This is a genomic window from Chitinivorax sp. PXF-14 (genome assembly GCF_040812015.1).
Taxonomy (GTDB): domain Bacteria; phylum Pseudomonadota; class Gammaproteobacteria; order Burkholderiales; family SCOH01; genus JBFNXJ01.
The window spans coordinates 142282-164730 of sequence record NZ_JBFNXJ010000007.1 but is presented as its reverse complement, the minus strand read 5'-3'; the positions used below and the strand labels follow the sequence as shown (position 1 = coordinate 164730).

Annotated in this window: 20 protein-coding genes; 8 read left to right on the top strand and 12 right to left on the bottom strand. The window is 66.5% G+C overall.

What is annotated here, in order from left to right; genetic code table 11:
- Positions 1 to 260 precede the first annotated feature (260 nt).
- The 7 genes from rapA to lipA all read left to right on the top strand — a co-directional run bounded on the left by rapA (position 261) and on the right by lipA (position 7801).
- A complete protein-coding gene (gene rapA, locus ABWL39_RS10860) occupies positions 261 to 3113 on the top strand; it encodes an RNA polymerase-associated protein RapA (protein ID WP_367790415.1) in 2853 nt (950 codons plus the stop codon).
- Positions 3114 to 3458: 345 nt separating this feature from the next.
- Positions 3459 to 4610, top strand: coding sequence for a D-alanyl-D-alanine carboxypeptidase family protein (locus ABWL39_RS10855; RefSeq protein ID WP_367790412.1), 1152 nt, complete (start codon positions 3459 to 3461; stop codon positions 4608 to 4610).
- A gap of 7 nt (positions 4611 to 4617) precedes the next feature.
- Positions 4618 to 5070, top strand: a complete 453-nt coding sequence (locus ABWL39_RS10850) for a GNAT family N-acetyltransferase (RefSeq protein WP_367790409.1) — start codon at positions 4618 to 4620, stop codon at positions 5068 to 5070.
- A complete protein-coding gene (locus ABWL39_RS10845) occupies positions 5067 to 5927 on the top strand; it encodes a D-amino acid aminotransferase (protein WP_367790406.1) in 861 nt (286 codons plus the stop codon). Before ABWL39_RS10850 ends, ABWL39_RS10845 begins: the two co-directional genes overlap by 4 nt.
- Positions 5924 to 6196 (top strand): YbeD family protein, encoded by a 273-nt coding sequence (locus ABWL39_RS10840; protein WP_367790403.1) that lies wholly within the window; start codon positions 5924 to 5926, stop codon positions 6194 to 6196. Before ABWL39_RS10845 ends, ABWL39_RS10840 begins: the two co-directional genes overlap by 4 nt.
- Positions 6197 to 6227: 31 nt before the next feature.
- Positions 6228 to 6854: a lipoyl(octanoyl) transferase LipB gene (gene lipB / locus ABWL39_RS10835; protein WP_367790400.1), complete on the top strand. Its 627-nt coding sequence runs from the start codon at positions 6228 to 6230 to the stop codon at positions 6852 to 6854.
- On the top strand, positions 6851 to 7801 hold the full coding sequence (lipA, locus tag ABWL39_RS10830; protein WP_367790396.1) for a lipoyl synthase: 951 nt from the start codon (positions 6851 to 6853) through the stop codon (positions 7799 to 7801). Before lipB ends, lipA begins: the two co-directional genes overlap by 4 nt.
- Before the next feature lie 75 nt (positions 7802 to 7876).
- Here lipA and ABWL39_RS10825 read toward each other — a convergent pair whose 3' ends face one another.
- Positions 7877 to 8626 (bottom strand): substrate-binding periplasmic protein, encoded by a 750-nt coding sequence (locus ABWL39_RS10825; RefSeq protein ID WP_367790393.1) that lies wholly within the window; start codon positions 8624 to 8626, stop codon positions 7877 to 7879.
- A 4-nt stretch (positions 8627 to 8630) separates the two neighbouring features.
- Positions 8631 to 8909: a TIGR02647 family protein gene (locus ABWL39_RS10820; RefSeq protein ID WP_367790390.1), complete on the bottom strand. Its 279-nt coding sequence runs from the start codon at positions 8907 to 8909 to the stop codon at positions 8631 to 8633.
- 129 nt (positions 8910 to 9038) lie between these two features.
- Between ABWL39_RS10820 and ABWL39_RS10815 the strand changes: the two genes are divergently transcribed.
- Positions 9039 to 9308: a YdcH family protein gene (locus tag ABWL39_RS10815; protein WP_367790387.1), complete on the top strand. Its 270-nt coding sequence runs from the start codon at positions 9039 to 9041 to the stop codon at positions 9306 to 9308.
- Positions 9309 to 9422: 114 nt separating this feature from the next.
- Here the strand turns inward: ABWL39_RS10815 and sigJ are convergent, their stop codons facing one another.
- The 10 genes from sigJ to ABWL39_RS10765 form a co-directional block, all read right to left on the bottom strand.
- The gene (gene sigJ, locus ABWL39_RS10810; protein ID WP_367790384.1) at positions 9423 to 10304 is read right to left on the bottom strand and encodes an RNA polymerase sigma factor SigJ; all 882 of its coding nucleotides are present in this window, start codon (positions 10302 to 10304) and stop codon (positions 9423 to 9425) included.
- Positions 10294 to 10821 (bottom strand): hypothetical protein, encoded by a 528-nt coding sequence (locus ABWL39_RS10805; RefSeq protein WP_367790381.1) that lies wholly within the window; start codon positions 10819 to 10821, stop codon positions 10294 to 10296. Before ABWL39_RS10805 ends, sigJ begins: the two co-directional genes overlap by 11 nt.
- Position 10822: 1 nt before the next feature.
- The gene (locus ABWL39_RS10800) at positions 10823 to 11221 is read right to left on the bottom strand and encodes a hypothetical protein (protein WP_367790378.1); all 399 of its coding nucleotides are present in this window, start codon (positions 11219 to 11221) and stop codon (positions 10823 to 10825) included.
- A gap of 73 nt (positions 11222 to 11294) precedes the next feature.
- Positions 11295 to 13628, bottom strand: coding sequence for a tetratricopeptide repeat protein (locus tag ABWL39_RS10795; protein WP_367790375.1), 2334 nt, complete (start codon positions 13626 to 13628; stop codon positions 11295 to 11297).
- On the bottom strand, positions 13625 to 15454 hold the full coding sequence (locus ABWL39_RS10790; RefSeq protein ID WP_367790372.1) for a tetratricopeptide repeat protein: 1830 nt from the start codon (positions 15452 to 15454) through the stop codon (positions 13625 to 13627). Before ABWL39_RS10790 ends, ABWL39_RS10795 begins: the two co-directional genes overlap by 4 nt.
- Positions 15455 to 15619: 165 nt before the next feature.
- A complete protein-coding gene (locus tag ABWL39_RS10785) occupies positions 15620 to 16774 on the bottom strand; it encodes an ABC transporter permease (RefSeq protein ID WP_367790370.1) in 1155 nt (384 codons plus the stop codon).
- Positions 16771 to 17925 carry an ABC transporter permease gene (locus ABWL39_RS10780; protein WP_367790367.1) on the bottom strand — a complete coding sequence of 385 codons (1155 nt, stop codon included), beginning with the start codon at positions 17923 to 17925 and terminating at the stop codon, positions 16771 to 16773. Before ABWL39_RS10780 ends, ABWL39_RS10785 begins: the two co-directional genes overlap by 4 nt.
- Positions 17922 to 19847, bottom strand: coding sequence for an ATP-binding cassette domain-containing protein (locus ABWL39_RS10775; RefSeq protein ID WP_367790364.1), 1926 nt, complete (start codon positions 19845 to 19847; stop codon positions 17922 to 17924). Before ABWL39_RS10775 ends, ABWL39_RS10780 begins: the two co-directional genes overlap by 4 nt.
- A gap of 18 nt (positions 19848 to 19865) precedes the next feature.
- On the bottom strand, positions 19866 to 20969 hold the full coding sequence (locus ABWL39_RS10770; protein ID WP_367790362.1) for an HlyD family secretion protein: 1104 nt from the start codon (positions 20967 to 20969) through the stop codon (positions 19866 to 19868).
- Between the two features lie 46 nt (positions 20970 to 21015).
- Complete coding sequence (locus ABWL39_RS10765; RefSeq protein ID WP_367790359.1) at positions 21016 to 22302, bottom strand: TolC family protein; 1287 nt, start codon at positions 22300 to 22302, stop codon at positions 21016 to 21018.
- Positions 22303 to 22449 lie beyond the last annotated feature (147 nt).

The following is a 22449-nucleotide window of genomic DNA, read 5'->3' as shown; positions in this document are numbered from 1 at the left end:
GAGACGATCGGGCTCACGGCACGCGCGGTCGCCGGCACAGTGTGGTCAGATTTGCTAAGGTACATCACAGCCCGCGGGCTTGGCCGGGGGCATCGGCGCCACTGTAGCAAGCATCGAAAATAAACATAACTTATAAATATCGATTTTCTTATAACCAAAACAGCAATGGATGGCGCTTTCATTTGGCCGGTTTGCCCCCATTTGATGCCGTGACGCCCCAGATTTAGTACCATCGCCCAATTAAGATTTTCCAGCACATCATGCACACCTTCATTCCCGGTCAACGCTGGATCAGCGATACCGAAACCGAACTAGGTCTGGGCGTGGTTGCCGAATGCGACTTCCGCCTGGTCAAGATCAACTTCCCCGCCGCCGACGAAACCCGTGTCTACGCCCGCAACAACGCGCCATTGACACGCGTGCGCTTCAACCCGGGTGACACCGTGGGCACGCGCTTCGGCTGGAAGATCAGCATCAGCGATGTGCAGGAGAGCGCCGGGCTGATCACCTATATCGGCACCCGCTCGGGTCGGCCGGTCGAGCTGCCCGAGGGCGATCTCGACCACCACCTGCAGTTCAGCCAGCCGCAGCAGCGCCTGTTCAACGGCCAACTCGACGGCGAAGACTGGTTCGAGCTGCGCTACGAGACGCTCAATCACCTGGCCCAGCTCGAACAGTCGCCGCTGACCGGCCTCAGAGGCGGCCGCACCAGCCTGATCCCGCACCAGCTCTACATCGCGCGCGAAGTCGCCAACCGCGCCGCGCCGCGCGTGCTGCTGGCCGACGAGGTGGGGCTCGGCAAGACCATCGAGGCCGGCCTGATCCTGCAGCAGCAGTTGCTGACCGAACGCGCCAGCCGCGTGCTGATCGCCGTGCCCGAGGCGCTGCAGCACCAGTGGCTGGTGGAGATGCTGCGCCGCTTCAACCTGCATGTGTCGCTGTTCGACGAGGAACGCTGCGTCGATTTCGACGAGGCCGGCGAAAACCCCTTCGACAGCGAAAACATCGTGTTGGTGTCGATCGACCTGCTGGCACGCAAGCCCAAGCGTCTTGAACAGGCGCTCGAAGCCGGCTGGGACATGCTCATCGTCGACGAGGCACACCACCTGATCTGGGAAGAGGGCCACGCCAGCAAGGAATACACGGCCATCGAGAAGCTCGCTGCGCTGACGCCGTCGGTGCTGCTGCTCACCGCCACCCCCGAGCAGCTAGGCCAGGCCAGCCATTTTGCACGCCTGCGGCTGCTCGACCCGGACCGCTTCTACGATTTCTCCGCCTTCCTCGAAGAGGAGGCCAACTTCGTGCCGCTCGCCGACGCCGCACAGGCGGTGCTCGGCAACTCGGTGCTGCCGGCCGACTGGCGCGACGAACTGGCCGCCTTCGTCAATAGCGACCAGCTGCCGCTGATCGACAAACTCGCCTCCGCCCAGACCGCAGACGAGGAGAGGGCTCAGGCACGCGAGACCCTGCTCAACAACCTGATCGACCGCCACGGCACTGGCCGCCTGCTGTTCCGCAACACGCGCGCCACCGTCACCGGCTTCCCTGGCCGCCAGGTGCACAGCTATCCGCAGGCGATGCCGGAACGCTATCGCCAGGCCTTTGCCAAGCTCGATAACGAGATCAACCCGCTGCTCTATCCCGAGATGCTCGCGGACGAGGACTGGCTGACCTTCGACCCACGCGTGCAATGGCTGGTGAAGCTGCTCAAGGGCGAGCTCAAGGGCCAGAAGACACTGATCATCTGCCACCGCGCGCTGACGGCGATCGACCTCGAAGAGAAGCTGCGCCTTGAAGGCCTGCATACCGGCGTGTTCCATGAGGGCATGAGCCTGACCCACCGCGATCGTGCCTCGGCCTATTTCGCCGATCCGATCGAAGGCGCGCAGGCGCTGGTGTGCTCGGAAATCGGCTCGGAAGGCCGCAACTTCCAGTTCGCGCACCATCTCGTGCTGTTCGACATCCCGCTGTCTCCCGACCTGCTCGAACAGCGCATCGGCCGCCTAGACCGCATCGGCCAGACCGAGACCATCAACCTGCATGTGCCTTATTTCGAGAACACCGCCCAGCATGCGCTGCTGCGCTGGATGCACGAGGGCATCGACGCACTGCAGACCACCTGTCCGGCCGGCCACACACTGTACGAAGTAGTTGAGGACAAGCTGCTGGCCGCGCTGTTCGAGCCCGACAACACGGCCGAGATCGACAAGCTGATCGCGCAGAGCAAGAAGCTCAACCAGCACCTGACGCAGGAGCTCGAGCAGGGCCGCGACCGCCTGCTCGAACTGAACTCCTGCCGCCAGCCGCAGGCTGATCGCCTGTGCCAGCAGATCGTCGAAGAGGAAGAAAACAGCCACCTCGAAGCCTTCATGGAAAAGGTGTTCGGCGCCATCGGTGTCGACGTCGAGGAGCACTGCGAAGACGTGCTGCGCCTCGAGCCGGGCGAGAACATGCTGATCCCGCACCTGCCCAAGCTCGAAGACGACGGCACCACGCTCGTTACCTTCGACCGCAACCGGGCCTTGTCGCGCGAGGATCTGCAGTTCCTCACCTGGGAACACCCGATGGTGCGCGCCGCGCTCGACTGGATGCGCGAGAGCCAGCACGGCAACGCCGTGGTCAGCGTGATCCAGAGCAGCCGCTTCAAGCCCGGCTCGGTACTGGTCGAAACGCTTTACACCGTGCAATGCTCGGCGCCGCGCAGCCTGCGCGCAGGGCGCTTCCTGCCGCCGTTGCTGATGCGCTTCGTCACCGACGCGCGCGGCCAGCAGGTCGATCTCGACATCCGCCTGCGCGGCTGCGAGCGCATCGGCATCGAGGCCAATGTCGCCAACGAGATCATCCGCATGCAGCAGGCGCCAATCCGCCAGATGCTCGACATCGCCGAGCGCCTGGCCGGCAGCGAGCAGGCCAAGCTGACGCGTCAGGCCTCGGCATTGATGAACCACACGCTCGACGGCGAGATCGGCCGCATGAGAGCGTTGCGTGCGTTGAACCCAAGCGTGCCGCAGATCGAGATCGATTTCCTCGAGCAGCAGAAGGAGCAGCTGCAGAACGCGATCGACAACTCGCAACTGCGCCTCGAAGCCGTGCGCGTGATCGTGGCAAGCTGAGCCGCGACATAAGGGATACCGGCGCGGTGCCCACCCGGGGCCGCGCCAGCCCTGCACCGACGAGCCGCCAATCCGTGGCTGCAGAGGCCCGCGGAACGGCTGGCCGGCAGCTGTATCCACACGGCCGCCGGGCGCCGCGTTTCACGTGAAACGCGATCGAAACACCCACCCAACCTGTCACTGGCAACCCCGCCAGACAGCCGTTGCGCATCGTGCTGAACTCATCCGGCCAACGCCGCTCAAAGCAGGGCCCACTGGCCCGATAAAACGTTGCCGCAACACGGCTTCCGCCCCGCGCCAGTGAGGGATTCCGATATAATTTCACCTTTTGCCGAAACCGCGCCGATGACCTCCCTGAAACGAATTTTCGCGGCCCTGGCCTGCCTCGCAGCCAGCGCCACCGCCACTGCCACTGCCAATACCCTGCTGACACCACCGGTACCCGAGATAGCCGCTCGCGCCTACCTGCTCACCGATTACTACAGCGGCCAGACGCTCGCCCAGCGTGACGAGAACATGCGCGTCGAGCCGGCCTCGCTGACCAAGCTGATGACCGCCTACGTCACCTTCAAGGCCGTCAAGCAAGGCCGTATCAAGCTCGACCAGGTGGTGCCGGTATCGAGCAATGCCTACAAGAAAGAGGGCTCGGTGATGTTCATCGACCCGAAGATCCCGGTCACCGTAGATGAGCTGATCCACGGCATGATCATCCAGTCCGGCAACGATGCCTGCATCGCGCTGGCCGAAGCGATCGCCGGCAGCGAAGCGGTGTTCGCGCAGATGATGAATCAGGAAGCGGCGCGCCTGGGCATGAAGAACACCCACTTCGTGAATTCGACGGGCCTGCCCGACCCACAGCACTACACCACCGCACACGATCTGGCGCTGATCGCCGCGGCACTGGTGCGCGACTTCCCCGAGTTCTACCCGATCTACTCGCAGAAAGAATTCACCTACAACAAGATCAAGCAGCCCAACCGCAACCTGCTGCTGTACCGCGACCCCAACGTCGACGGCATGAAGACCGGCCACACCGAGAGCGCCGGCTTCTGCCTGATCGCATCGAGTAAGCGTGATGGCCGCCGCGTGATCTCGGTCGTGCTCGGCACCACCGGCGACAATGTGCGCGCCACCGAGTCATCCAAGCTGCTGAACTGGGGTCTGCAGTTCTACGATACGCCCAAGCTGTACAGCGCCAACCAGTCGCTGCAGCAGGTGCCGGTATGGAAGGGTGCCGAACGCGAGATCAAGGTCGGCTTCCGCAACGATCTCTACCTGTCGCTGCCCAAGGGCACCGCAAGCCGCATCAAGGCCAGCCTGACCACGCAACAGCCACTGCTCGCACCGGTCGCGGCCGGCCAGCGCGTCGGCAAGCTGACGCTGACACTCGACGGCCAGCCGCTCGGCGAATACCCGGTGGTGGCGCTCAACAACGTGGCGCAGGCCGGCATTTTCGGCCGCGCCTGGGATAGCGTGCGCCTGATGTTCAACAAGTAAGCAAGCCATGGGTATCACGATCCGCCCGGCCGGGCTGAGCGATGCAGACGAGCTGGTCACGCTGTGCGGCCAGCTCGGTTACACGATTGAAAAATCGGCGCTTTGCCACAATCTGGCAATGATCGGCGAAAACCCGCACGCGGCGGTGTTTGTCGCGCAGGTGGAGAATGGCGCCGTCGTCGGCTTCATCGGCGTGGAACGGCGCGTGATGCTCGAATCACCGCCACGCATCGAGATCACCGGCCTGGTGGTAGATGCAGCGTTGCGCCGCCAGCGCATCGCCAGCCGCCTGCTCGACACGGCCTGTGGCTGGGGCCGGCGGCAGGGCGTGGCGCGCGTCGTGCTGAGATCGAGCAGCCAGCGCGCGGAGGCGCACCAGTTCTATCTCGATTACGGTTTCGAGATCACCAAGCAACAGCTCGTGTTTGCGCTGACGCAAGCACTGGAGGAGCCCACATGATTTACCTCAACGGCAAGTTCATGCCGATACAGGATGCGAGCATCTCGCCGCTCGATCGCGGCTTCTTGTTCGGCGACGGCGTGTACGAAGTCGTGCCCGTCTACTCGCGGCACCTGTTGCGGCTCGACGAGCATTTGAGCCGCCTCGAGGCGAGCCTCGCCAGCGTGAAGATCGCCAACCCGCACAGCCGCGACGAATGGCGCAGCCTGATCCGGCAGGCCGTGGCCAAGCAAGGTTTCGACGACCAGTCGGTGTACATCCAGGTGACGCGCGGCGCGGGGCCCAATCGTGATTTCCCGTTCCCGCCCACGGCACGCCAGACGGCCATGATTTACCCGATGCCGCTGGTCACGCCATCGGCCGAGGTGAAGGCGGCGGGCGTCAGCGCCATCACGCACGAGGATTTCCGCTGGCTGCGCTGCGACATCAAGTCGATCGCGCTGCTCGCCAACGTACTGCTGCGCAACGAGGCGATCGCCGCGGGCTGCGCGGAGACCGTGCTGTTCCGCGACGGCTGGCTGAGCGAGGGCGCGGCGAGCAATATCTTCGTGGTCAGGGACGGCATCATGCTGTCGCCGCCCAAGTCGCACCTGATGCTGTCCGGCATCACCTACGACCTGGTGCTGGAACTGGCTGCCCGCCATGGCCTGCCGCACGAGGTGCGCGCCGTGAGCGAGGCCGAGGTGCGCACGGCGGACGAGTTGTGGATGACGTCATCGACACGCGAGGTGCTGGCAATCACCACGCTCGACGGCCAGGCGATCGGCAATGGCCGGCCAGGGCCTGTCAACGCGCGCATGGATACGCTGTACCAGGCTTACAAGAACGATGTTTTACGAAAAGGTGGTGACACATGAGCGACCAGGCCAAAGAAACACTCCTCGAATTTCCGTGCCGCTTCCCGGTCAAGGTGATGGGCGCGCGCCATGACGAATTCGCACAGACCATCCACAACATCACGCTCAAGCATGCGCCCGATTTCGTCTCGGCCGACCTCGATATGAGGGTAAGCAAGAATGGCAACTACCTGGCCGTGACGGTTACCATCACGGCCGTATCGAAAGCGCAACTCGATGCGCTGTATATGGAGCTGACCGGGCACCCGATGGTGAAGATCGTCTTTTGACACATCGACGGCTACCTGCCCGCTGCCGACTATGAGCTGGACAGCCAAACATCTCGGGCTCGTCGCATACGAGCCCACCGTCGCCGCGATGGAAGCGTTCACCGCCCAGCGCGGCGATGGCACGCCCGACGAAATCTGGTTTCTCGAGCATCCTCCCGTCTACACCCAGGGCCTGGCCGGCAAGCCCGAGCACCTGCTGCAAGCCACGACCATCCCCGTGGTCAAGACCGAACGCGGCGGCCAGATCACCTATCACGGCCCGGGCCAGCTCGTGGTCTACCTGCTGCTCGACGTGAAGCGGCTCGGCCTCGGCGTGCGCGAGCTGGTGCGGCGCATCGAGAACAGCATCATCGACCTGCTGGCCGAACATGGCATCGAAGCCCGTGGCCGCGTCGATGCACCGGGTGTCTACGTCGGCGAGGCCAAGATCGCCTCGCTCGGCCTGCGCATCAAGAACGGCTGCTGCTACCACGGCCTCGCGCTCAACGTGGACATGGACCTCGCACCGTTTCGCTCGATCAACCCCTGCGGCTACGCCAACATGGCGATGACGCAGATGAAGGACCAGGGGGTCGCGCTCCCTGTCGACGAGGTGGCGCGCCAGTTGCAGCGCCATCTGCAACACCACATCGTGCCAGCGGCACAGGACACACCATGACCGACCAAGCAGACAAACTGAAGCTCAAGGGCGCCGACAAGACTGCGCGCATCCCGATCAAAGTCGTTCCGCTCGAGCAGAAGCTGCCCAAGCCCGACTGGATACGTGTGCGCATGCCGGCCGACAACTCGCGCTTCTACGAGATCAAGCAGATCCTGCGCGAGCAGAAGCTGCACACCGTCTGCGAGGAGGCGAGCTGCCCCAATATCGGCGAATGCTTCGGTAAGGGCACGGCCACCTTCATGATCATGGGCGACATCTGTACCCGGCGCTGCCCGTTCTGCGACGTGGGCCACGGCCGCCCGCAGCCGCTCGACCCGCAGGAGCCGATCCACCTCGCCGAAACGGTCGCCGCGCTCAAGCTCAAATACGTCGTGATCACCTCGGTCGACCGCGACGACCTGCGCGACGGCGGCGCCCAGCATTTCGTCGAGTGCATCCAGAAAATCCGCGAGCTGTCGCCGCACACCACGATCGAGGTACTGGTGCCCGATTTCCGTGGCCGCCTCGACATCGCGCTCGAGGTGTTCGCACAGGGCCTGCCCGACGTGATGAACCACAACCTCGAAACAGTGCCACGCCTGTACAAGGCGGCACGCCCTGGCTCCGACTATGCCCACTCGCTGCAGCTGCTCAAGCAGTTCAAGGCGCGCTATCCGGGCATTCCGACCAAGTCCGGCATCATGGTGGGCCTCGGCGAAGAGGACGACGAAATGCTGCAGCTGATGCGCGACATGCGCGAGCACGATATCGACATGATCACCATCGGCCAGTACCTGCAGCCGTCCGACGGCCACCTGCCGGTGCTGCGCTACATGACGCCGGACCGCTTCAAGTGGTTCGAGCAGCAAGCCGTCGAGATGGGCTTCAAGCATGCAGCGGTCGGCGCCATGGTACGCTCGAGCTACCATGCCGACCAGCAGGCGCACGGCGCGGGTGTGGCCTGACGGTTGACCGCCAGGCTGGCCCGAAACAATATCGGCGCCCACGTGGCGCCGATGTCGCTTTTTGGGTGTTGCGATTCAGTCCGCGCTATGAATCCAGTCGTGCATATTGGCGCCGGTGTGGCGGCGATATGCCTGATCGAAATCGCCATGTTGCTGCATCTTGCGCAATATCGCGTCGAGTTTCGCCACCAGCTCGCGGTGGCGTGGATTAAACAGCGCAAACTGCGGCTCGACGACGATCGGCGGGCGTAGCAGGCGGATCGGCAGGTGCTCCTGCTCACGCACGCGGTCGCCCCACACCGCATCGTCGAACACCGCGTCGACGCGGCCGGAGGCCAGCGAGCGCAGGTTCTTGCGCGGATCGCTGCTGTCGATCCGCGTCCAATCCTTGAAACTTGCCAGCGGCTCGGGCCAGCTGTAGCCGAGCGGCATGCCGACGGTGGCGCCGCTGAATGCCTGCAGGCCGGTGTAACTGCGCAGCGGCGAGGAATCCGCCACCCAGGCAGAGACGATCCAGTATTCGGTCGACACCGTGGTATGAAGCAGCGCCGGCGCCTCATCGCGATTGGCGAACAAGGCGATATCCATGGCGCCGACCTCGACCTCGCGCTTGCATCGCGCATAGGAGGTCTCGGTGAAGCTGAGCCGGTAACTGAGCTGGCGCAGGGCCTGGGTCAACAGCTCGGCGGTGATGCCACGGGTCCGGCCGTCCGCCGTGTGATAGGCGTAGGGCTCCCACTCCTCGTGGCAGGCCTTGAGCATGCCTTCATCAGCCCAGCTTGGCTGGCCCAGTAACAGGCAGGCAAGCAGACCGGGCCGCAGCATGGCTTCACTCGATCAGCTCATGGCTGGGCGGGCGCACGCCGGCAGGCCGCGACAATACCGCCAGCACGCCCTGCAGCGCCTGGGCCAGGTGAAAGCCGGCATCGGTCAAATAGCCGCCATCGGGCGAGCTGGTCATCCCTGATGCATGCAGTCGCTGCGCGGCAGCGAGCAGATCCGGAGCGGCATCGCGGTGCAGCTTGATGCCCTGCTGGCGCGAGGCCAGCGGAAAGCGCGCCAGCAGTTCGAGTTCGGCCTGGCGTTCGGGATGAATGAATTCAGTCATGAGGTCCTCCTTGTAGAGCCTTCAATATAGCACCCAAGACCGGTGAGGCAGGATTGATGTGCATCAACAACATTCCTGTCGCGACTCTCTATGATGGAACCTGATCCACAAGACGAGAAGGAACGACCCATGCACATCGAACACCACGACCTGGCCCGCGAATTTCCCGAATTCAAGGCTGAAATCCACGCGCTGAAGGCGAAGGATGCGCATTTTGCGCGCCGTTTCACCGAATACCAGGACGTGGACAAGGAAATCTGCCGCCTCGAGGATGCCGATACGCCCGTGACCGACGAAGCGCTGGAAGCCCTGAAGAAGCAGCGTCTGGCGCTCAAGGACGATCTCTACGGCCAGCTCAAGGCAGCCACCCCGAGCAGCTGCTGCGGCTCCTGCGGCTAACACCCGCCCAGGGCTGTGCCGGATCGCCCGCGACAGATCGTGCGGCGGCACCGAGCACGGCCCGCTCCGGCAACACGAGGCCCTGCCTGTACGGCGGGGCCTCGTCGTTTCTGCTCAGGCCGCGGCCTGCAGGCGCTGCAGCCGAAACGGGTTGTTCAGCGTCAAAATCCGCCTGAGCCCGCTCGTGCCGATGTCGAAGGCCATGACGAAATAGACCAGGCCATCGCGCAGGCCGACCAGCGCCGGCTCACCGTTGACGATGCGCATCTCGACCTGCGCCGTCGCGGCCTGCAGCCTCGCCAGACCATGCAGCAGGCGCGACACGGCACGCTGGCCGTAAACCGGCTTGCTGGCGGCGGACACATGTCCGCCTCCGTCGGAAATCAACACCACATCGGGTGCCAGTGTCGCCAGCAGGGCGCTGATATCACCGCTCGCCAGGGCGCCGACGAAGGCGGCCAGCAGGTACGCCCGCACCGCGCCGTCGGTCTCGCGCACGCCTTGCCCCGCTGCCAGCTGTTTGCGCGCACGGCTCACCAGCTGGCGGCAGGCCGCTTCGCGCTTGCCCAGCACGGCGGCGATATGGCGGTAATCGTGCTCGAACACCTGTTGCATCAGGAAGGCGACGCGCTCCTCCGGGCTGAGCTGTTCCAACAGCAGCAGCAGCGCCATGCCGATATCGGAGCCGCGCGCCAGCACCTGCGCCGGGTCCGCCGCGCTATCCGCTTCATCGCTCGGCTCGGGCAGCCAGGGGCCGACATAGCGTTCGCGCTCGCGCTTGAGTTCACGCAGGCGGTCGAGGCACAGCCGCGACAGCGTCGTGACCAGCCACGCCTGGTCATTGGCGATCGCCGCGAGATCTGCGCCATGCCAGCGCAGCCATGCCTCCTGCACCATGTCGTCGGCCTGGCCCGGCTCGCCGAGCATGCGGTAGGCGAGCCGCCTGAGCATGGGCCGGTGCCGCATGAAACGTTCGGTCGCCGCATCAAGCCGCATGGTCGAGCTCCAGTTTCACGAGGCTGCAGCTAAGGGCATGGCCCATGGCCCGTTTTACGGTCGGAAACACGCGCACGCTGGCGATCACCAGGGCAAGCTCGGCCAGCTGGGCCTCGTCGAAATGGCCCGCCATGCTCAATTGCAGTGCCGGCAGCTGCGCGGAGTTATCGAGCACCGCCTCGGTGAAGGGCAGCAGCACCTGCGCCCACTGCGGCAGACGCTCGCCATGCCCTGACAGCACGGCCTGCAGCCAGTCGCGCGGCACGCCATCCTCGAACGCCATGCGCACCACGGTCTGCAGACAGGGGCCGCAATCCTCGTGGCGGATGGTGGCCACCCGTGCCAGGTGGTAGGCATCCTTCGGCAAGGCGCGATGGAAGGCGGTGAGGGGCAAAAACAGGGCAAAGCGCCGGAAACCGGCCGGGGTGTGGCGCATCATCTCCTCGACATAGGCTGTGCTTTCACCGGTGCGGCGTTCGAAGGCCTTGAGCCGGCGCTTGATCCAGTGTCGCAGCATATCAGGCCTCCTTCCGCACGATGCGCATGGCGGTCAGTGCCAGCATCACGGTCAACATGCCAGGCAACAGCACGCCGGGCAGGTCGATCCACAGATGCGCGACGCCAACCCGTCCACATGCCACTTCCCACACATGCAGCAGTGCATGCAGGCCGCCGAACATCGCCGCCACGAGATAGAGCGACCAGGCGCGGACGGGCAAGGCCAGCGCCAGCCCCTGCGCGGCATAGGCCGCCCCCACGTCGCGCACCAGGTGCGCGTTGAACGGCCCGGTGTCGAGCACACCCGGAATGGTGACGAACCAGGCATGCGGCGCCAGGTACATCCAGGCACCGTTGCCGAGCGCCGCCGCACCCAGCAGGGTCGCGGCCGTCTTGCCATAGCGTGAAAATCTGTTCATCTCGGTCTCCATCGTTGATCACACAGGCTAGACGTTGGAGACAGGCAATTTGTGACAAAACCGGCAACATCTTTCAGTTGGACAACGTGATGCCCTGTGGCAGGCCGCGCGCCATCGCCTCGTCGCGGAACTTGCGCGCCATGGTCGGGTTGGCCTCGCCGAGCCGGCGCAGCGATGCATCGAGTGCCGTCTGGTCGTGCAGGCCGAGGTTGACGCCGCTCAGCAGATAGAGTGCCGGCGCCATGTTCGGCGAGTGCTGCAGCACCACTTCGAGATGTTCGCGGGCTTTGCCGAGCTGAGCCGTGGCGGCATAGGCCTGTGCCGCGTAATAGCGCGCATCGGTGGCTCCCGGCGCGAGCTTGATGCCGCGTTCGAGTGCGGTGATGGCCTTGCCGAGCTGGCGCTGATACAGATAACCCTCGCCCAGATTGATCCAGGCGTTGGCAAAATCGGGATCGAGGCGGGTGGCGGTCTCGAATGCCTGCGTCGCTTCCGGCAGGCGCTTGAGCTTGAGCAGGGCGTAGCCCTTGCTGCTCCAGGCCGCGGCCTGGGTGCCGTCGATTGCGAGCGCCTGTTCGGAGAAGGCGAGCGCCTTGTCCTGTTCACCGAGTCCCCCGTGGTAGATCACCATGCCAAGCAGCGCGTTGACGTGCCTGGGATCGAGCTGCAGCGCCTTCTGCAGCGCGGCCAGGCCGGTCTGTAGCGAACCGTTGCGGATGCGCAGCTCGCCGAGCGTAGCCCAGGCATTGGCATCACTGCTGCCGAGCTGGGCCGCCCGCTCCAGCGCCGCCAGCGCGCCGCGCGGGTCGCCGGCGTGCTTGAGCACCAGCCCCTGGATGACCCAGTGGTTGGCGTCGGCCGGCTCGGCAGCGGTCGCCCGTTCGAAAGCCTGCCTTGCCCCCGGCAGATCGTTGCGCTCGGCGCGGATCTGCGCGAGCTTGACCCAGGCCCCGGCCAGATCGGCCTTGAGCCGGACCGACTCCTGCAAGGCCTGCTCGGCCTCGGGCACGCGCCCGGTGGCCACCAGCGTGAGCGCCAGGTAATACCAGGCCTGCGCATTGGCGGGATCGAGCGCCAGCGCCTTGCGATAGGCGCGCTCGGCTTCGCCGTGGCGGCCGAGCTGCGCGTCGGCCAGGCCGACATCGACCCAGCTCCTGTTGGCGTCCGTCGCCTGCTCGGGCTGGGCCGCCAGCAACTGCCGCGCACCGCGCGTGTCGCCGGTCGCGGCCAATGCTTCGGCCAGTTTGCCGGCGATGCGCGCATCACCCTGGCGCTGCCGCTGGGCCACGCGATAGGCCTCGGCCGCGTCGCCATACTGCTTCTTGAGCATGCGGACGTCGCCGAGCGTTTCCCATACGCCGTCAAGCCACGGCATCAGGCGCAGCGCGTGTTCCGCCAGCTTCTGCGCCTCGTCGAGCGAGCCGTCCTGGCGCAGCCAGTCGGCCTTGAGCCATAGCGAATACGGGGACAACGGCCAGATCGCGAGCGACTTGTCGACGCTCGCATAGGCCGCGCGCCTGTCACCCTCGGCCCGCTGCACCAGGCCGAGATAGCTGTAGGACTTCTCGTGCAGGGAATTTGCCGCCAGCCCGGCCTGCAGCGCTTGCCGGGCTTCCCCGTAACGCTTGAGTTCGTACAGCGCCAGGCCCTGCAGCGCACAGGCCTCGGCCGAGGTCGGATAGGCCTGGCGCCAGCGCCGCGCCAGTTCGAGCAGCTGCGGCCAATCGGAGCTGGCGCGCAGTGCCTCGGCCTCCGCCGGCCAGTCCGGGTCCGCGCCGCGCGGGCTCGGCGCCGCAACAGGCTTGCGGCCGCGGCGCGCGAGTTCGGCGATCCAGTCAGCCGGGATCGCCACATTGAGGTTCTGCGCGCCGCCGTACTGGCGCGTGGTGATGCCGACAAGCCGGCCCTCGGCGTCGAACAGGCCGCCGCCACTCGATCCCGGCGAGATCGGCGCGCTGGTAAAGATCTGGCCGTTGCGCGCATCGAGCAACGACACGATGCCAGCGCTGACCGACACGCCCAGCCCGAGCGGATTGCCGACGGCGAACACCGGCTCGCCAGGCTTCAGCGCCTGGTAGCCGCGTACCACGGCGGCCGGGGCCGCGAGCCCGGCGACGCGCAGCTGGCACAGGTCGCGCTCGCCGTCCTGCAATGCCGGCTCGGCCGCCATGGGCTTGCCAGCGACGGTGACCTCGATCTCGGTCGCGAGCTGGATGACGTGGCAGTTGGTGATCACCGTCGCCGGGCCGATCACCACGCCGCTGCCTTCGCTGTCGATCTGCCGGTGTTCGTCGCGCGTGGCGATGGTCACCACCGACGCGCGTACGCTATCGAACACGCGCGCCGCGTCGTCGGCCTGGCAGGGCAGGGCCAGCAGCAGCGAGGCCGCAATCAGCGTCCGCTTCATGGCGTGATCCCGTAGGGCAGGAACAGCCGCCGATAGGCATTCTCGGCCGCGCCCGCATCGATTGCCGCAAGCTTGCGGTAACCGCGCACGGCCTCGTCGCGGCGGCCGGTACCCATGTATTGCTCGAGCAGGGCCATCCACACCTTGGCCTGGTTCGGGTTCAGCGCCAGCGACCGCTCCAGCGCCGGGATACCCTGTTCGTACTGGCCCTGATAACCATCGATGAAGCCGATCTGGCGATGCGGGAACGGGTCGTCCGGGTGTTCCGCCTTGATCTGCTGCGCGAGCCGCATCGCCTCGTCGAACTGATAGTTGTCCTTGAGCGCCACCTGCAGCCGGGCGACCGGGGTGAAGCCGTCGGGCGCGATGCGGCGCGCCTGGCGATAGGCGTTGATCGCCTCGGGAAAGAGGCCGAGCGTGTAATAGACGTCGCCGAGGCCGACCCAGCCATCGGCGGCGCGCAGCGGCTTGAGCCCCAGCCCTTTTTGCAGCGCGGCGATCGCTTCCTGGTCACGCTTGAGCTGGTGCAGGGCATTGCCCTTGCCGACCCACGCGTCGCCATTGTCGGGCGCCAGTTCCAGCGCCTTGTCCACGCTCGCCAGCGCACGCTCGGGCCGGCCGGCGTTGCGATAGGCGTCGGACAGGATGATCCACGAATCGACGTTGCCGGGGTTGAGCCGGGTGAGCTGCTGCTGGGCCGCCACCATCGCGTTCCAGTCGCCGCGCTGATAGGCGAGCCGGCTCAGGCCGAGCTGCACGGCGTAGTTCCATGGCGCGAAGCCGGCAGCCCGCTCGAGCGCCTGGCGCGCTTCGGCCAGGTGTTGCCGGGCCAGCTCGGCATGGCCGATGGCGAGCCAGATACGCGCATCCTCCTGGCGCTGGGCGAGCAGGGCCTGGGCCGTGGCCAGCCCCTCGGCGGCCTTGCCCTGCTGCACCTGCGCTTCGGACAGGCTCAGTCCCGCCTCGATCAGGCCGGGATCGATCCGCAGGGCCTGATGCGCGGCGGCTTCGGCGGCGGGCCAGTCTTTCAGCATGCTGTGCGCGAGCGTGAGCCAGAGCCAGCCTTCGCTGCTGTCCCCGAGCGCCATGGTCCAGCGTTGCGCCAGCTCGGCCAGGGCTTTCCAGTTTGCGTCGCGCGACAGCGCCTGGGCCTTGCCCTGCCATTCGGCGATGCCATCGGCGCTGGCCGAACGCTGCTCGACCTCGCCGAGCCAGCGCGCGGGCAGCGCGAAGTTGATGTTCTGGCCGTCACGCGGCCGGTAGCTGATCATGCCCACGAGCCGCCCCTCGGCGTCGAACAGGCCGCCGCCCTCCGAGCCCGGCGCGATCGCGGCGGTGAACTGCACGTAATTCTCGCCGCTGAACTGCCTGACACCCGCCACCACACCTTCCGCAATGCTCACCCCCATGCCCAGTGCGTTGCCGACGGCGAATACGACGGCACCCGGTGGCGGGTCGGCCTCGCGCCATGTCGCCACGGCCACCGGGCCGGCGCCTGGCACGTCGAGCAGGCACAGGTTACGGCTGGCATCGCGCTTATCCAGCCTGGCCTGCAGCAGCCGTTCGCCCAGCTTCAGGCGCAGCCCCTCGGCGTTGTCGAGCTGGTCGCACTGGGTCACGGCCTTGCCGGGCGCCACCCACAGCGCCGAGGTGTACGACTGCACCTGGCCTTGCTTGTCGAGCCGTTCGAGCGCGAGCACCTGCAGCTGCGCCTGCTGGTAGAGCTGCTGCGCGGTCAGCGCGGAAGCCGCCGGCGCGATCAGCAGCGGTGCGGTACACAAGGCCGGCCACAGGCGGCGGGGCAAAGAAGAGGGAAAAGCGGTCATGACGGGCTGTCTGGCTACCCGCAGCGTGTTGGCGCGGGCCGATCTTCGTTTGCAGCAACAAGCATGCCTATGGCCGCAGCTATGACATTTACATCAACCGAACAAACGCTTATGACCGTGCCGCGCGCCGGACCCGCGCGCCAGTGTAAAGCCTGCCGACAGCGCTCAGCCGAACTGGCGGCGGAAACGATAGAGGCCGAAGCCGAACACCGCGCCACCGAGCAGCAGCATGCCGCCGATCAGCGGCAGCAGTTCACCCGCCGTCTGGCCCTTGAGCAGGATACCGAAGGCGATGTCGATGTAGTAGTGCAGCGGCGAGACGAAGGTCAGCTGCCTGAGCCACACCGGCATCGCTTCGGGCGGCGTCCAGGCGCCGGAGAGGAACAGCATCGGCGCCAGGATCAGGATCGTCAGCATGCCGACCTGGGCCAGATTGCGCGCAATGGTGGCGGCGAACAGGCCGAGCCCGGCGGTGGTGAAGATGTAGAGCCCGGTCAGCGCGAAGAACAGCGGCAGGCTGCCCTTCACCGGCAGGCCGAAGCCGGGCAGCAGCACCGCGAACAGGCTCAGCGCCGTGCCGAGCAGGATCACCGCGGTCATCGAGATCACCTTCGGGAACATGATCTGGAACGGCGTCAGCGGCGACACCAGCAACTGCTCCACCGTGCCGCGTTCCTTTTCGCGCACCATCGCCGCTGCCGGCAGCAGGATGGCGAACACGGTGATGATGTTGAGCAGCTCGGAGATGCCCATGAACCAGGCGTCGTTCTGGTTCGGGTTGTACCAGACGCGGATGCGGTTATCGACCACCGGCAGCGCATCGGCATTGCCGCCACCGACGCCGAGCTGCTTCAGGCCGACTTCCAGGCCGTAGCCACCGACGATCTGCGCCGCGTAGCTGCTGGCGAGGAAGCCGAGCACGCTGTTGGTGGCATCAACCTGCATCTGCAGCGCTGTCTGCCGCCCGGTGGCGAGGTCGCGCTCGAACTGCGGCGGGATGTCGAGCGTCAGCATCGCGCTGCCATCGTCGAGCCGGTGCAGCCCCTCGGCGTCGCTCGCGAGCTCGCCGTCGAGGCGGAAGTAGGGCGGCTGGAAGCGCCCGAGCAGCTCGCGCGAGGCGGCGCTGCGGTCGAGATCGCGCACCATGGTGGCGGCATGGTTGAGCTGCAGCGTGACGCCCGAGGCGGCGAGATAGATGTCGGCGGTGAAGGCGTAGACGATGAACACCAGCAGCACCGCGTCGCGCATCAGCTGCAGGAATTCCTTCTTGGTCATCACCGCGAGGCGCCGGCCCCACACCTGTAGATCGAGCCGGGTCATGATACGGGCCGCTTGTGGAACATGGTGAAGCCGACCGTGAACAGCACCGCCGCGTATGCGGCCAGGATCAGCACATCGGGCCACAGCGCGGCGAGGCCGACTCCCTTGAGGAAGCAGCCGACCACGATGTTGGTGTAGTACATCGCCGGCAGCAGGTGGGCGATGGCCTGCGCCGATGGCCCGAGCGAGGGGATCGGGATCAGCACGCCCGAGTACAGCACGGCCGGGATCACCGTGACGATGGCGGTGACGATCATCGCCGCTACCTGCGTGCGCACCAGCACCGACACCATGAGGCCGATGCCGGTGGTGCAGATGACATAGATCAGGCTCGCCGCCATGAAGAACAGGAAACCGCCCTTGAACGGCACCGCGAACAGCAGCGTGGCGAGCAGCCACAGCGCCAGGATGTTGAGCGCCGAGATGGCGACATAGGGCGCGAGCTTGCCGCACAGGAACTCGCCGCGCGTGACAGTCGAGCTGTAGATGTTGAAGATCGAGCCCGACTCCTTCTCACGCACCACACCGAGCGCCGTCAAAAACGGTGGAGAGATCATCAGGATCACCATCAGCAGCTTGGGCGCCAGCGACCAGATGCTCTTTACGCTCTGGTTGTACAGATAGCGCACCTCGAGCCTGACCGGCTGCACCGCCTCACGCGCCGTCTGCACCGGCACGCCCTTGGCGCGGGCCAATAGCTGCGCGATGGTCTCCTGGTTGGCGCTGGCGTTGATCGCGGTGACATAGCCCTTGGTGGTCAGTGCGCGGAACGGGAAGGTGCCGTCGACCAGCGTCTGCACCTGGGCGCCACGCCCGGCCTGCAGGCGCTGCCCGAAATGCTCGGGGATGACGATGGCGGCGCGCACCCGGCTCTGCGCGAGCAGGCCGCCGAGCTCGCGCTCGTCGCGCACATAGCCCTTGAAGTCGAAATAGCGCGAATCGATGAAGCGGTAGGCATAGTCGCGACTCTGCGCCGAGTGGTCGTAATCGACTACCGCGAACGGGATGTTCTCGACATCGAGCGACAGGCCATAGCCGAACAGCAGCATCAGCACCGCCGGCACCACGAAGGCAAGCGAGAAGAACAGCCGGTCGCGCACGATCTCGCGCCATTCCTTGTAGGCGACGGCCACCACCCGTTGCACATTCATGTCTGCCGCTCCAGTTCGGTCACACGCTGCACGAAGACATCCTCCATCGAGATCGGCCGCGGCTCGACCGCCTGGCAGGCCACGCCGGCGCCGGCCAGGGCCTCGCGGATGGCGGCCGGTGCGGTGTCCGCCTGGTGCGTGAACAGGTGGATCTTCTTGCCGAACAGCGAGGCATCGCCAAAACCGGCCGACTGCAATGCCCGCAGCGCCGGCTGCGGCGCATCGGTGGCCACTTCGAGCAAGGTGCCGACCTTGCCGCGCAGCTCATCCTTGAGTGCGGTCGGCGAGGCGTCGGCGACGACGCGGCCGGCGAACATCAGCGCGATGTGGTCGCAATGCTCGGCCTCGCTCATGTAGTGCGTGGTGATCAGGATTGCCACGCCCTCGACGCGCGACAGGTGGAACAGGATGTCCCAGAACTGGCGGCGGCCGATCGGGTCGACGCCCGAGGTTGGTTCGTCGAGGAACAGCACCTGCGGCTTGTGCACCAGCGCGCAGCCGAGCGCCAGGCGCTGGCGCAGGCCCATCGGCAGCGTCGCCGCGAGGTCGTGCTCGTGCCCCTTGAGCCCGGCCATGGCGACGATCCAGCCGGTGCGCTCGGTCATCTGGCGCCGGTCGAGGCCGTAGATGCCGGCATAGAGGCGGATGTTTTCGAGCACCGTCAGATCCATGTAGAGCGAGAACGCCTGCGACATATAGCCGATGCGTTCCTTGATCTGCCGCCCGGCGGTGCGCATGTCGGCGCCGGCCACCTGGCCCACGCCGGACGATGGCGGCAGGATGCCGGTCAGCATCTTGATCGCGGTAGTCTTGCCCGCGCCATTGGCGCCGAGCAGGCCGAAGATCTCGCCCGGCGGCACGCTGAAGCTGACCTGATCGCAAGCCTTGAACTCGCCGAACTGGCGCGTCAGCTGCCGTGCTTCGATCGCCGCGGCAGCCGCCGCCTGACGCTTGCCCGCGCCGGCCATGTCGCTTTCCAGGCTGCTGTCACCGGCCGCCAGCCCACGCTGGCGCAACAGCGCGACGAAGACATCCTCGAGCTCGGGCTCGGCAGCGGTCAGCCCCACCACCTGCAGCGGTGCCAGCGCCGCCGCCACCTGCTGCGCGGCGGCCGTGGTCGACAGCGCATCGACGAACAGCCGCAGATAGGCGCCCTGCGCCTCGATCTGCGGGTGCGCCTGCTTCAGCCGCTGCAAGGCCTCGACCTGCGGGCTCGCCTGCACGGTGACGACGCTGCCCGGCGCCAGCGCGAGGATCGCCTCGGGCGTGCCCTGCGCCAGCACCTTGCCCTCGAACAGCAGCGACATGCGGTGAAAGCGCGCGGCCTCGTCCATATAGGCGGTCGACACCAGCGCGGTGATGCCGCGTTCCTGCAACAGCTCGCCGAGAATGGCCCAGAAGTCGCGCCGCGACACCGGGTCCACGCCGGTGGTCGGCTCGTCGAGAATGATCAGCCCAGGCTCGTGGATCAGCGTGCAGACCAGGCCCAGCTTCTGTTTCATGCCGCCCGACAGGTTCTTCATCGCGCGGTCGCGAAACTTGTCGAGCCGCGTCATCTTCAGCAGCTTGTCCTTGCGCGGGCCGAGTTCAGCCTCGGGCACCAGGCGCAGGCGCGCGAAGAAATCGATGTTCTCTTCCACCGACAGGTCGGCATAGAGGTTCTGGCCCAAGCCCTGCGGCATCAGCCCGATGCGGCCCTTGATGCGCTCGGCGGCGCGCTCCGAATCGATGCGCTCACCGAACACGTCGAGCTCGCCCGACTCGAAGGCGAGCACCCCGGCCACGGCCTTCATGAAGCTCGATTTGCCCGCGCCGTCGGGGCCGATCAGGCCGTAGATCTCACCGCGCCCGACCTCGATGTCGAGCCCCGCCACCGCCACATGCTGGCGATAGCGCTTGGCAAAGCCCGCGGCACGAATCACGCTCCCGCTCATCGACGGCTACCAGCGCGGCGCCTGCCAGGCGACACCGTCCTGCCAGCGGATCACCGCATCGGCGGGGATGCCCGGCGTCAGCTTGCGCTCGGGGTTCTGGTCGAGATACAGCTTGACTGCGTAGACCAGCTTGACACGCTCGTCGGGCGTCTGCACTTCCTTCGGCGTGAATTCGGCACGGCTCGCGATGGTGCGCAGCGTGGCGTTGAAGGCGGTGTTGGGGAAGGCATCGGTATAGATGCGGGCCGGCAGGCCGAGCCTGAGCTTGCCGATCTGGTTTTCGGGCACGTAGACCTTGAGGTAGAGGTGATCGAGGTCAACCACGTCGAACACCGGCGAGCCGGCCGCCACCACCTCGCCGACATCGCGCACCTTGCTCGATACCACGCCGGCAGCCGGTGCTTTCAGCGTGAGGTCGTCCACCACGCTCTGGATCTCGCGCAGGCCCGCTTTCGCCTGCGCCAGCTGAGCTTCGAGCGCGCCGATTTCGGCGGCCTTCGCCTTCACCTTGTCGTGGCCGAGCCGGGCCTGCGCCAGCGCCTGCTCGGCCTGCAGCTGAGCGCTGCGCGCCGCTTCGGTGTCGGCCGCGGCGGCCGTCGCACCGAGCTCGGCAAGCTCGCTCTTGTGGCGCTCGACCGAGCCGCGCGCCAGCAATTCCTTCATGCGCGCTGCATCGCGTCTGGCCTGCACCTCGGCGGCCTGCGCCTTGGTCACACTGGCGCGGGCGCGGGCAAGCTGCGCCTCGTTCGACGTGACACCGAGCGGCACCTCCTTCTCGAGCACGCCGAGCGCGGTGCGCGCCGCTGTCAGCTGGGCTTCGAGCGCGGCCACCGTCTGCGCCACCTGGTCGGCCTTGGCCTTGAGCTGCACGTCTTCGAGCTGCGCCAGCGGCTGGCCGGCCTTGACCGCGTCGCCCTCCTTGACCAGCAGTGCCGCGATGCGGCCGGGCGTCTTGCCCGCGACGGACAGATGGTCACCCTCCAGTCGGCCATTGGCCTGGATCAGCCCGTCGGGCAGGGTATGGCGGTTGTCGAGCTGCTGCCACACGAGGTAGCCGGCAGCGGCGAGCACGGCAGCAGCGGGAAGGGCGAGTTTGAGGTTTGGCTTCATCGATCGGTCCGGTCAGATGGGCGCGCTTGGCATGGGGTAGGAGGCATCACAATTCGCCGACGGCGCGGCGGATGCGCACGACCGCGAGCTGCAGGTCGTAGCGTGCATTGTGGTAATTGCTCTGCGCGTTGGCCTCGCGCGTTTCGGCGTCGAGCACCTCGCTCTGCGGCGCGAGGCTGTTGGCGTAACGGTCGCGGGCGACGCGGAGCGCTTCCTCAGCCTGCGCCACCGTGCTGGTGGCCAGTTCGAGCCGCGCCTGCGCCTCGCGCTGGTTGTTGTAAGCCTGGCGCACGTCGAGCGCGATCCACGAGCGCGCGTCGTCCTGCTGCGCCTGCAGTGCCTCGGCCTTGGCGTCGAGCGCGGCGGCACGGTGGCGTACCACGCCGCCATCGAACACATTCCACTTCACGCCGATGCTCAGCGAGCGGAAGCTGTCCTGCTTCAGATAGGGGTTTTCGAGATGCTGGTAGCCGCCGATCAGCGCCACCTGCGGGCCATCCTCGCCGCGCGTCATCCTGGCCTGGGCGCTGAGCGCCGAGCGCGCCTGCTCCAGTTGCGCCAGCTCGGGCCGAGTGCGTTGCGCGAGCGCGGTCAGCTCGTCCAGCGAACGCGCGTCGGCGGCGAGCTGCGTGTCGTCGAGCGCCACCGTCTGACCCAGCGGGCGTTGCAGCGAGCGGTTGTAGGCCGCTGCGCTGAGGTCGACCGCGTTGTCGGCCTGGATCTGTTTCTGCCTGGCGTCGGCCAGCGCGACGTCGATGGTCAGCAGGTCGGCCTTGGCGACCAGGCCCTGCCGGTAGAACTGCTCGACATCGTGGCGATGGCGCTGCATGCCGTCGACCAGGTGCCGCGCCACCTCACGCAGCTGGCGCGCGCGCAGCACATTGAAATAGGCCTCGGTCACTGCCAGCTTGACGTCCTGGGCTGTACGCTGCGACTCGGCATCCGACATCGCCACACCGGCGCGGGCGGCTTCGATGCCATAGTGGATGCGGCCGCTGGTGAACAAGGGCAAGGTCACCGTCGCCGCCCGCGTGTGAAAGCGTTCGTCGCTGATCGGCAGTGTCAGCTCATGCGGCAGCGGTGCCGGCAAAGGCAGGCTGGCCGACACGGCCGGCGCCTCATTCAGCCGCGTGTAGGCGCTCTCGACCGAAAGGCTCGGCCAGCGCGCGCCCTGGGCCGCCGATAGGGTTGCCGCAGCGGCACGCTGCTGCTGCGCCGACGATTTGAGCACCTGACTGCTGGCCAGCGCCTCGGCCCATGCCTGGTCCAGCGTTTCGGCCTGGACGGATGGCAGGGCGATCAAGGCAAGCAGGGTAAGACACGTGGCACGCATCGATATCCTCGAAGCTACGGGTGTAGGGATCATTCTCTCTAACGCTCGCTCGGTATGGCTTGATGATAATCAACTATGCTGCAACGCGTCATGAAATTCTGGTTTCACGTGAAACAGCCGCTGGCGCGGCCGGGCGTGAAAAAGGCC

What these genes read in the sequence shown, in the direction of transcription:
- ABWL39_RS10815 (WP_367790387.1), top strand. Translation starts at nt 9,039, where the DNA reads ATGCACATCGAACACCACGACCTGGCCCGCGAATTTCCCGAATTCAAG.
- ABWL39_RS10780 (WP_367790367.1), bottom strand. Translation starts at nt 17,925, where the DNA reads ATGAATGTGCAACGGGTGGTGGCCGTCGCCTACAAGGAATGGCGCGAG.
- lipB (WP_367790400.1), top strand. Translation starts at nt 6,228, where the DNA reads ATGAGCTGGACAGCCAAACATCTCGGGCTCGTCGCATACGAGCCCACC.
- ABWL39_RS10770 (WP_367790362.1), bottom strand. Translation starts at nt 20,969, where the DNA reads ATGAAGCCAAACCTCAAACTCGCCCTTCCCGCTGCTGCCGTGCTCGCC.
- ABWL39_RS10845 (WP_367790406.1), top strand. Translation starts at nt 5,067, where the DNA reads ATGATTTACCTCAACGGCAAGTTCATGCCGATACAGGATGCGAGCATC.
- ABWL39_RS10850 (WP_367790409.1), top strand. Translation starts at nt 4,618, where the DNA reads ATGGGTATCACGATCCGCCCGGCCGGGCTGAGCGATGCAGACGAGCTG.
- ABWL39_RS10785 (WP_367790370.1), bottom strand. Translation starts at nt 16,774, where the DNA reads ATGACCCGGCTCGATCTACAGGTGTGGGGCCGGCGCCTCGCGGTGATG.
- ABWL39_RS10840 (WP_367790403.1), top strand. Translation starts at nt 5,924, where the DNA reads ATGAGCGACCAGGCCAAAGAAACACTCCTCGAATTTCCGTGCCGCTTC.
- ABWL39_RS10820 (WP_367790390.1), bottom strand. Translation starts at nt 8,909, where the DNA reads ATGACTGAATTCATTCATCCCGAACGCCAGGCCGAACTCGAACTGCTG.
- ABWL39_RS10765 (WP_367790359.1), bottom strand. Translation starts at nt 22,302, where the DNA reads ATGCGTGCCACGTGTCTTACCCTGCTTGCCTTGATCGCCCTGCCATCC.
- ABWL39_RS10795 (WP_367790375.1), bottom strand. Translation starts at nt 13,628, where the DNA reads ATGAAGCGGACGCTGATTGCGGCCTCGCTGCTGCTGGCCCTGCCCTGC.
- rapA (WP_367790415.1), top strand. Translation starts at nt 261, where the DNA reads ATGCACACCTTCATTCCCGGTCAACGCTGGATCAGCGATACCGAAACC.
- ABWL39_RS10805 (WP_367790381.1), bottom strand. Translation starts at nt 10,821, where the DNA reads ATGCTGCGACACTGGATCAAGCGCCGGCTCAAGGCCTTCGAACGCCGC.
- ABWL39_RS10800 (WP_367790378.1), bottom strand. Translation starts at nt 11,221, where the DNA reads ATGAACAGATTTTCACGCTATGGCAAGACGGCCGCGACCCTGCTGGGT.
- lipA (WP_367790396.1), top strand. Translation starts at nt 6,851, where the DNA reads ATGACCGACCAAGCAGACAAACTGAAGCTCAAGGGCGCCGACAAGACT.
- sigJ (WP_367790384.1), bottom strand. Translation starts at nt 10,304, where the DNA reads ATGCGGCTTGATGCGGCGACCGAACGTTTCATGCGGCACCGGCCCATG.
- ABWL39_RS10855 (WP_367790412.1), top strand. Translation starts at nt 3,459, where the DNA reads ATGACCTCCCTGAAACGAATTTTCGCGGCCCTGGCCTGCCTCGCAGCC.
- ABWL39_RS10825 (WP_367790393.1), bottom strand. Translation starts at nt 8,626, where the DNA reads ATGCTGCGGCCCGGTCTGCTTGCCTGCCTGTTACTGGGCCAGCCAAGC.
- ABWL39_RS10790 (WP_367790372.1), bottom strand. Translation starts at nt 15,454, where the DNA reads ATGACCGCTTTTCCCTCTTCTTTGCCCCGCCGCCTGTGGCCGGCCTTG.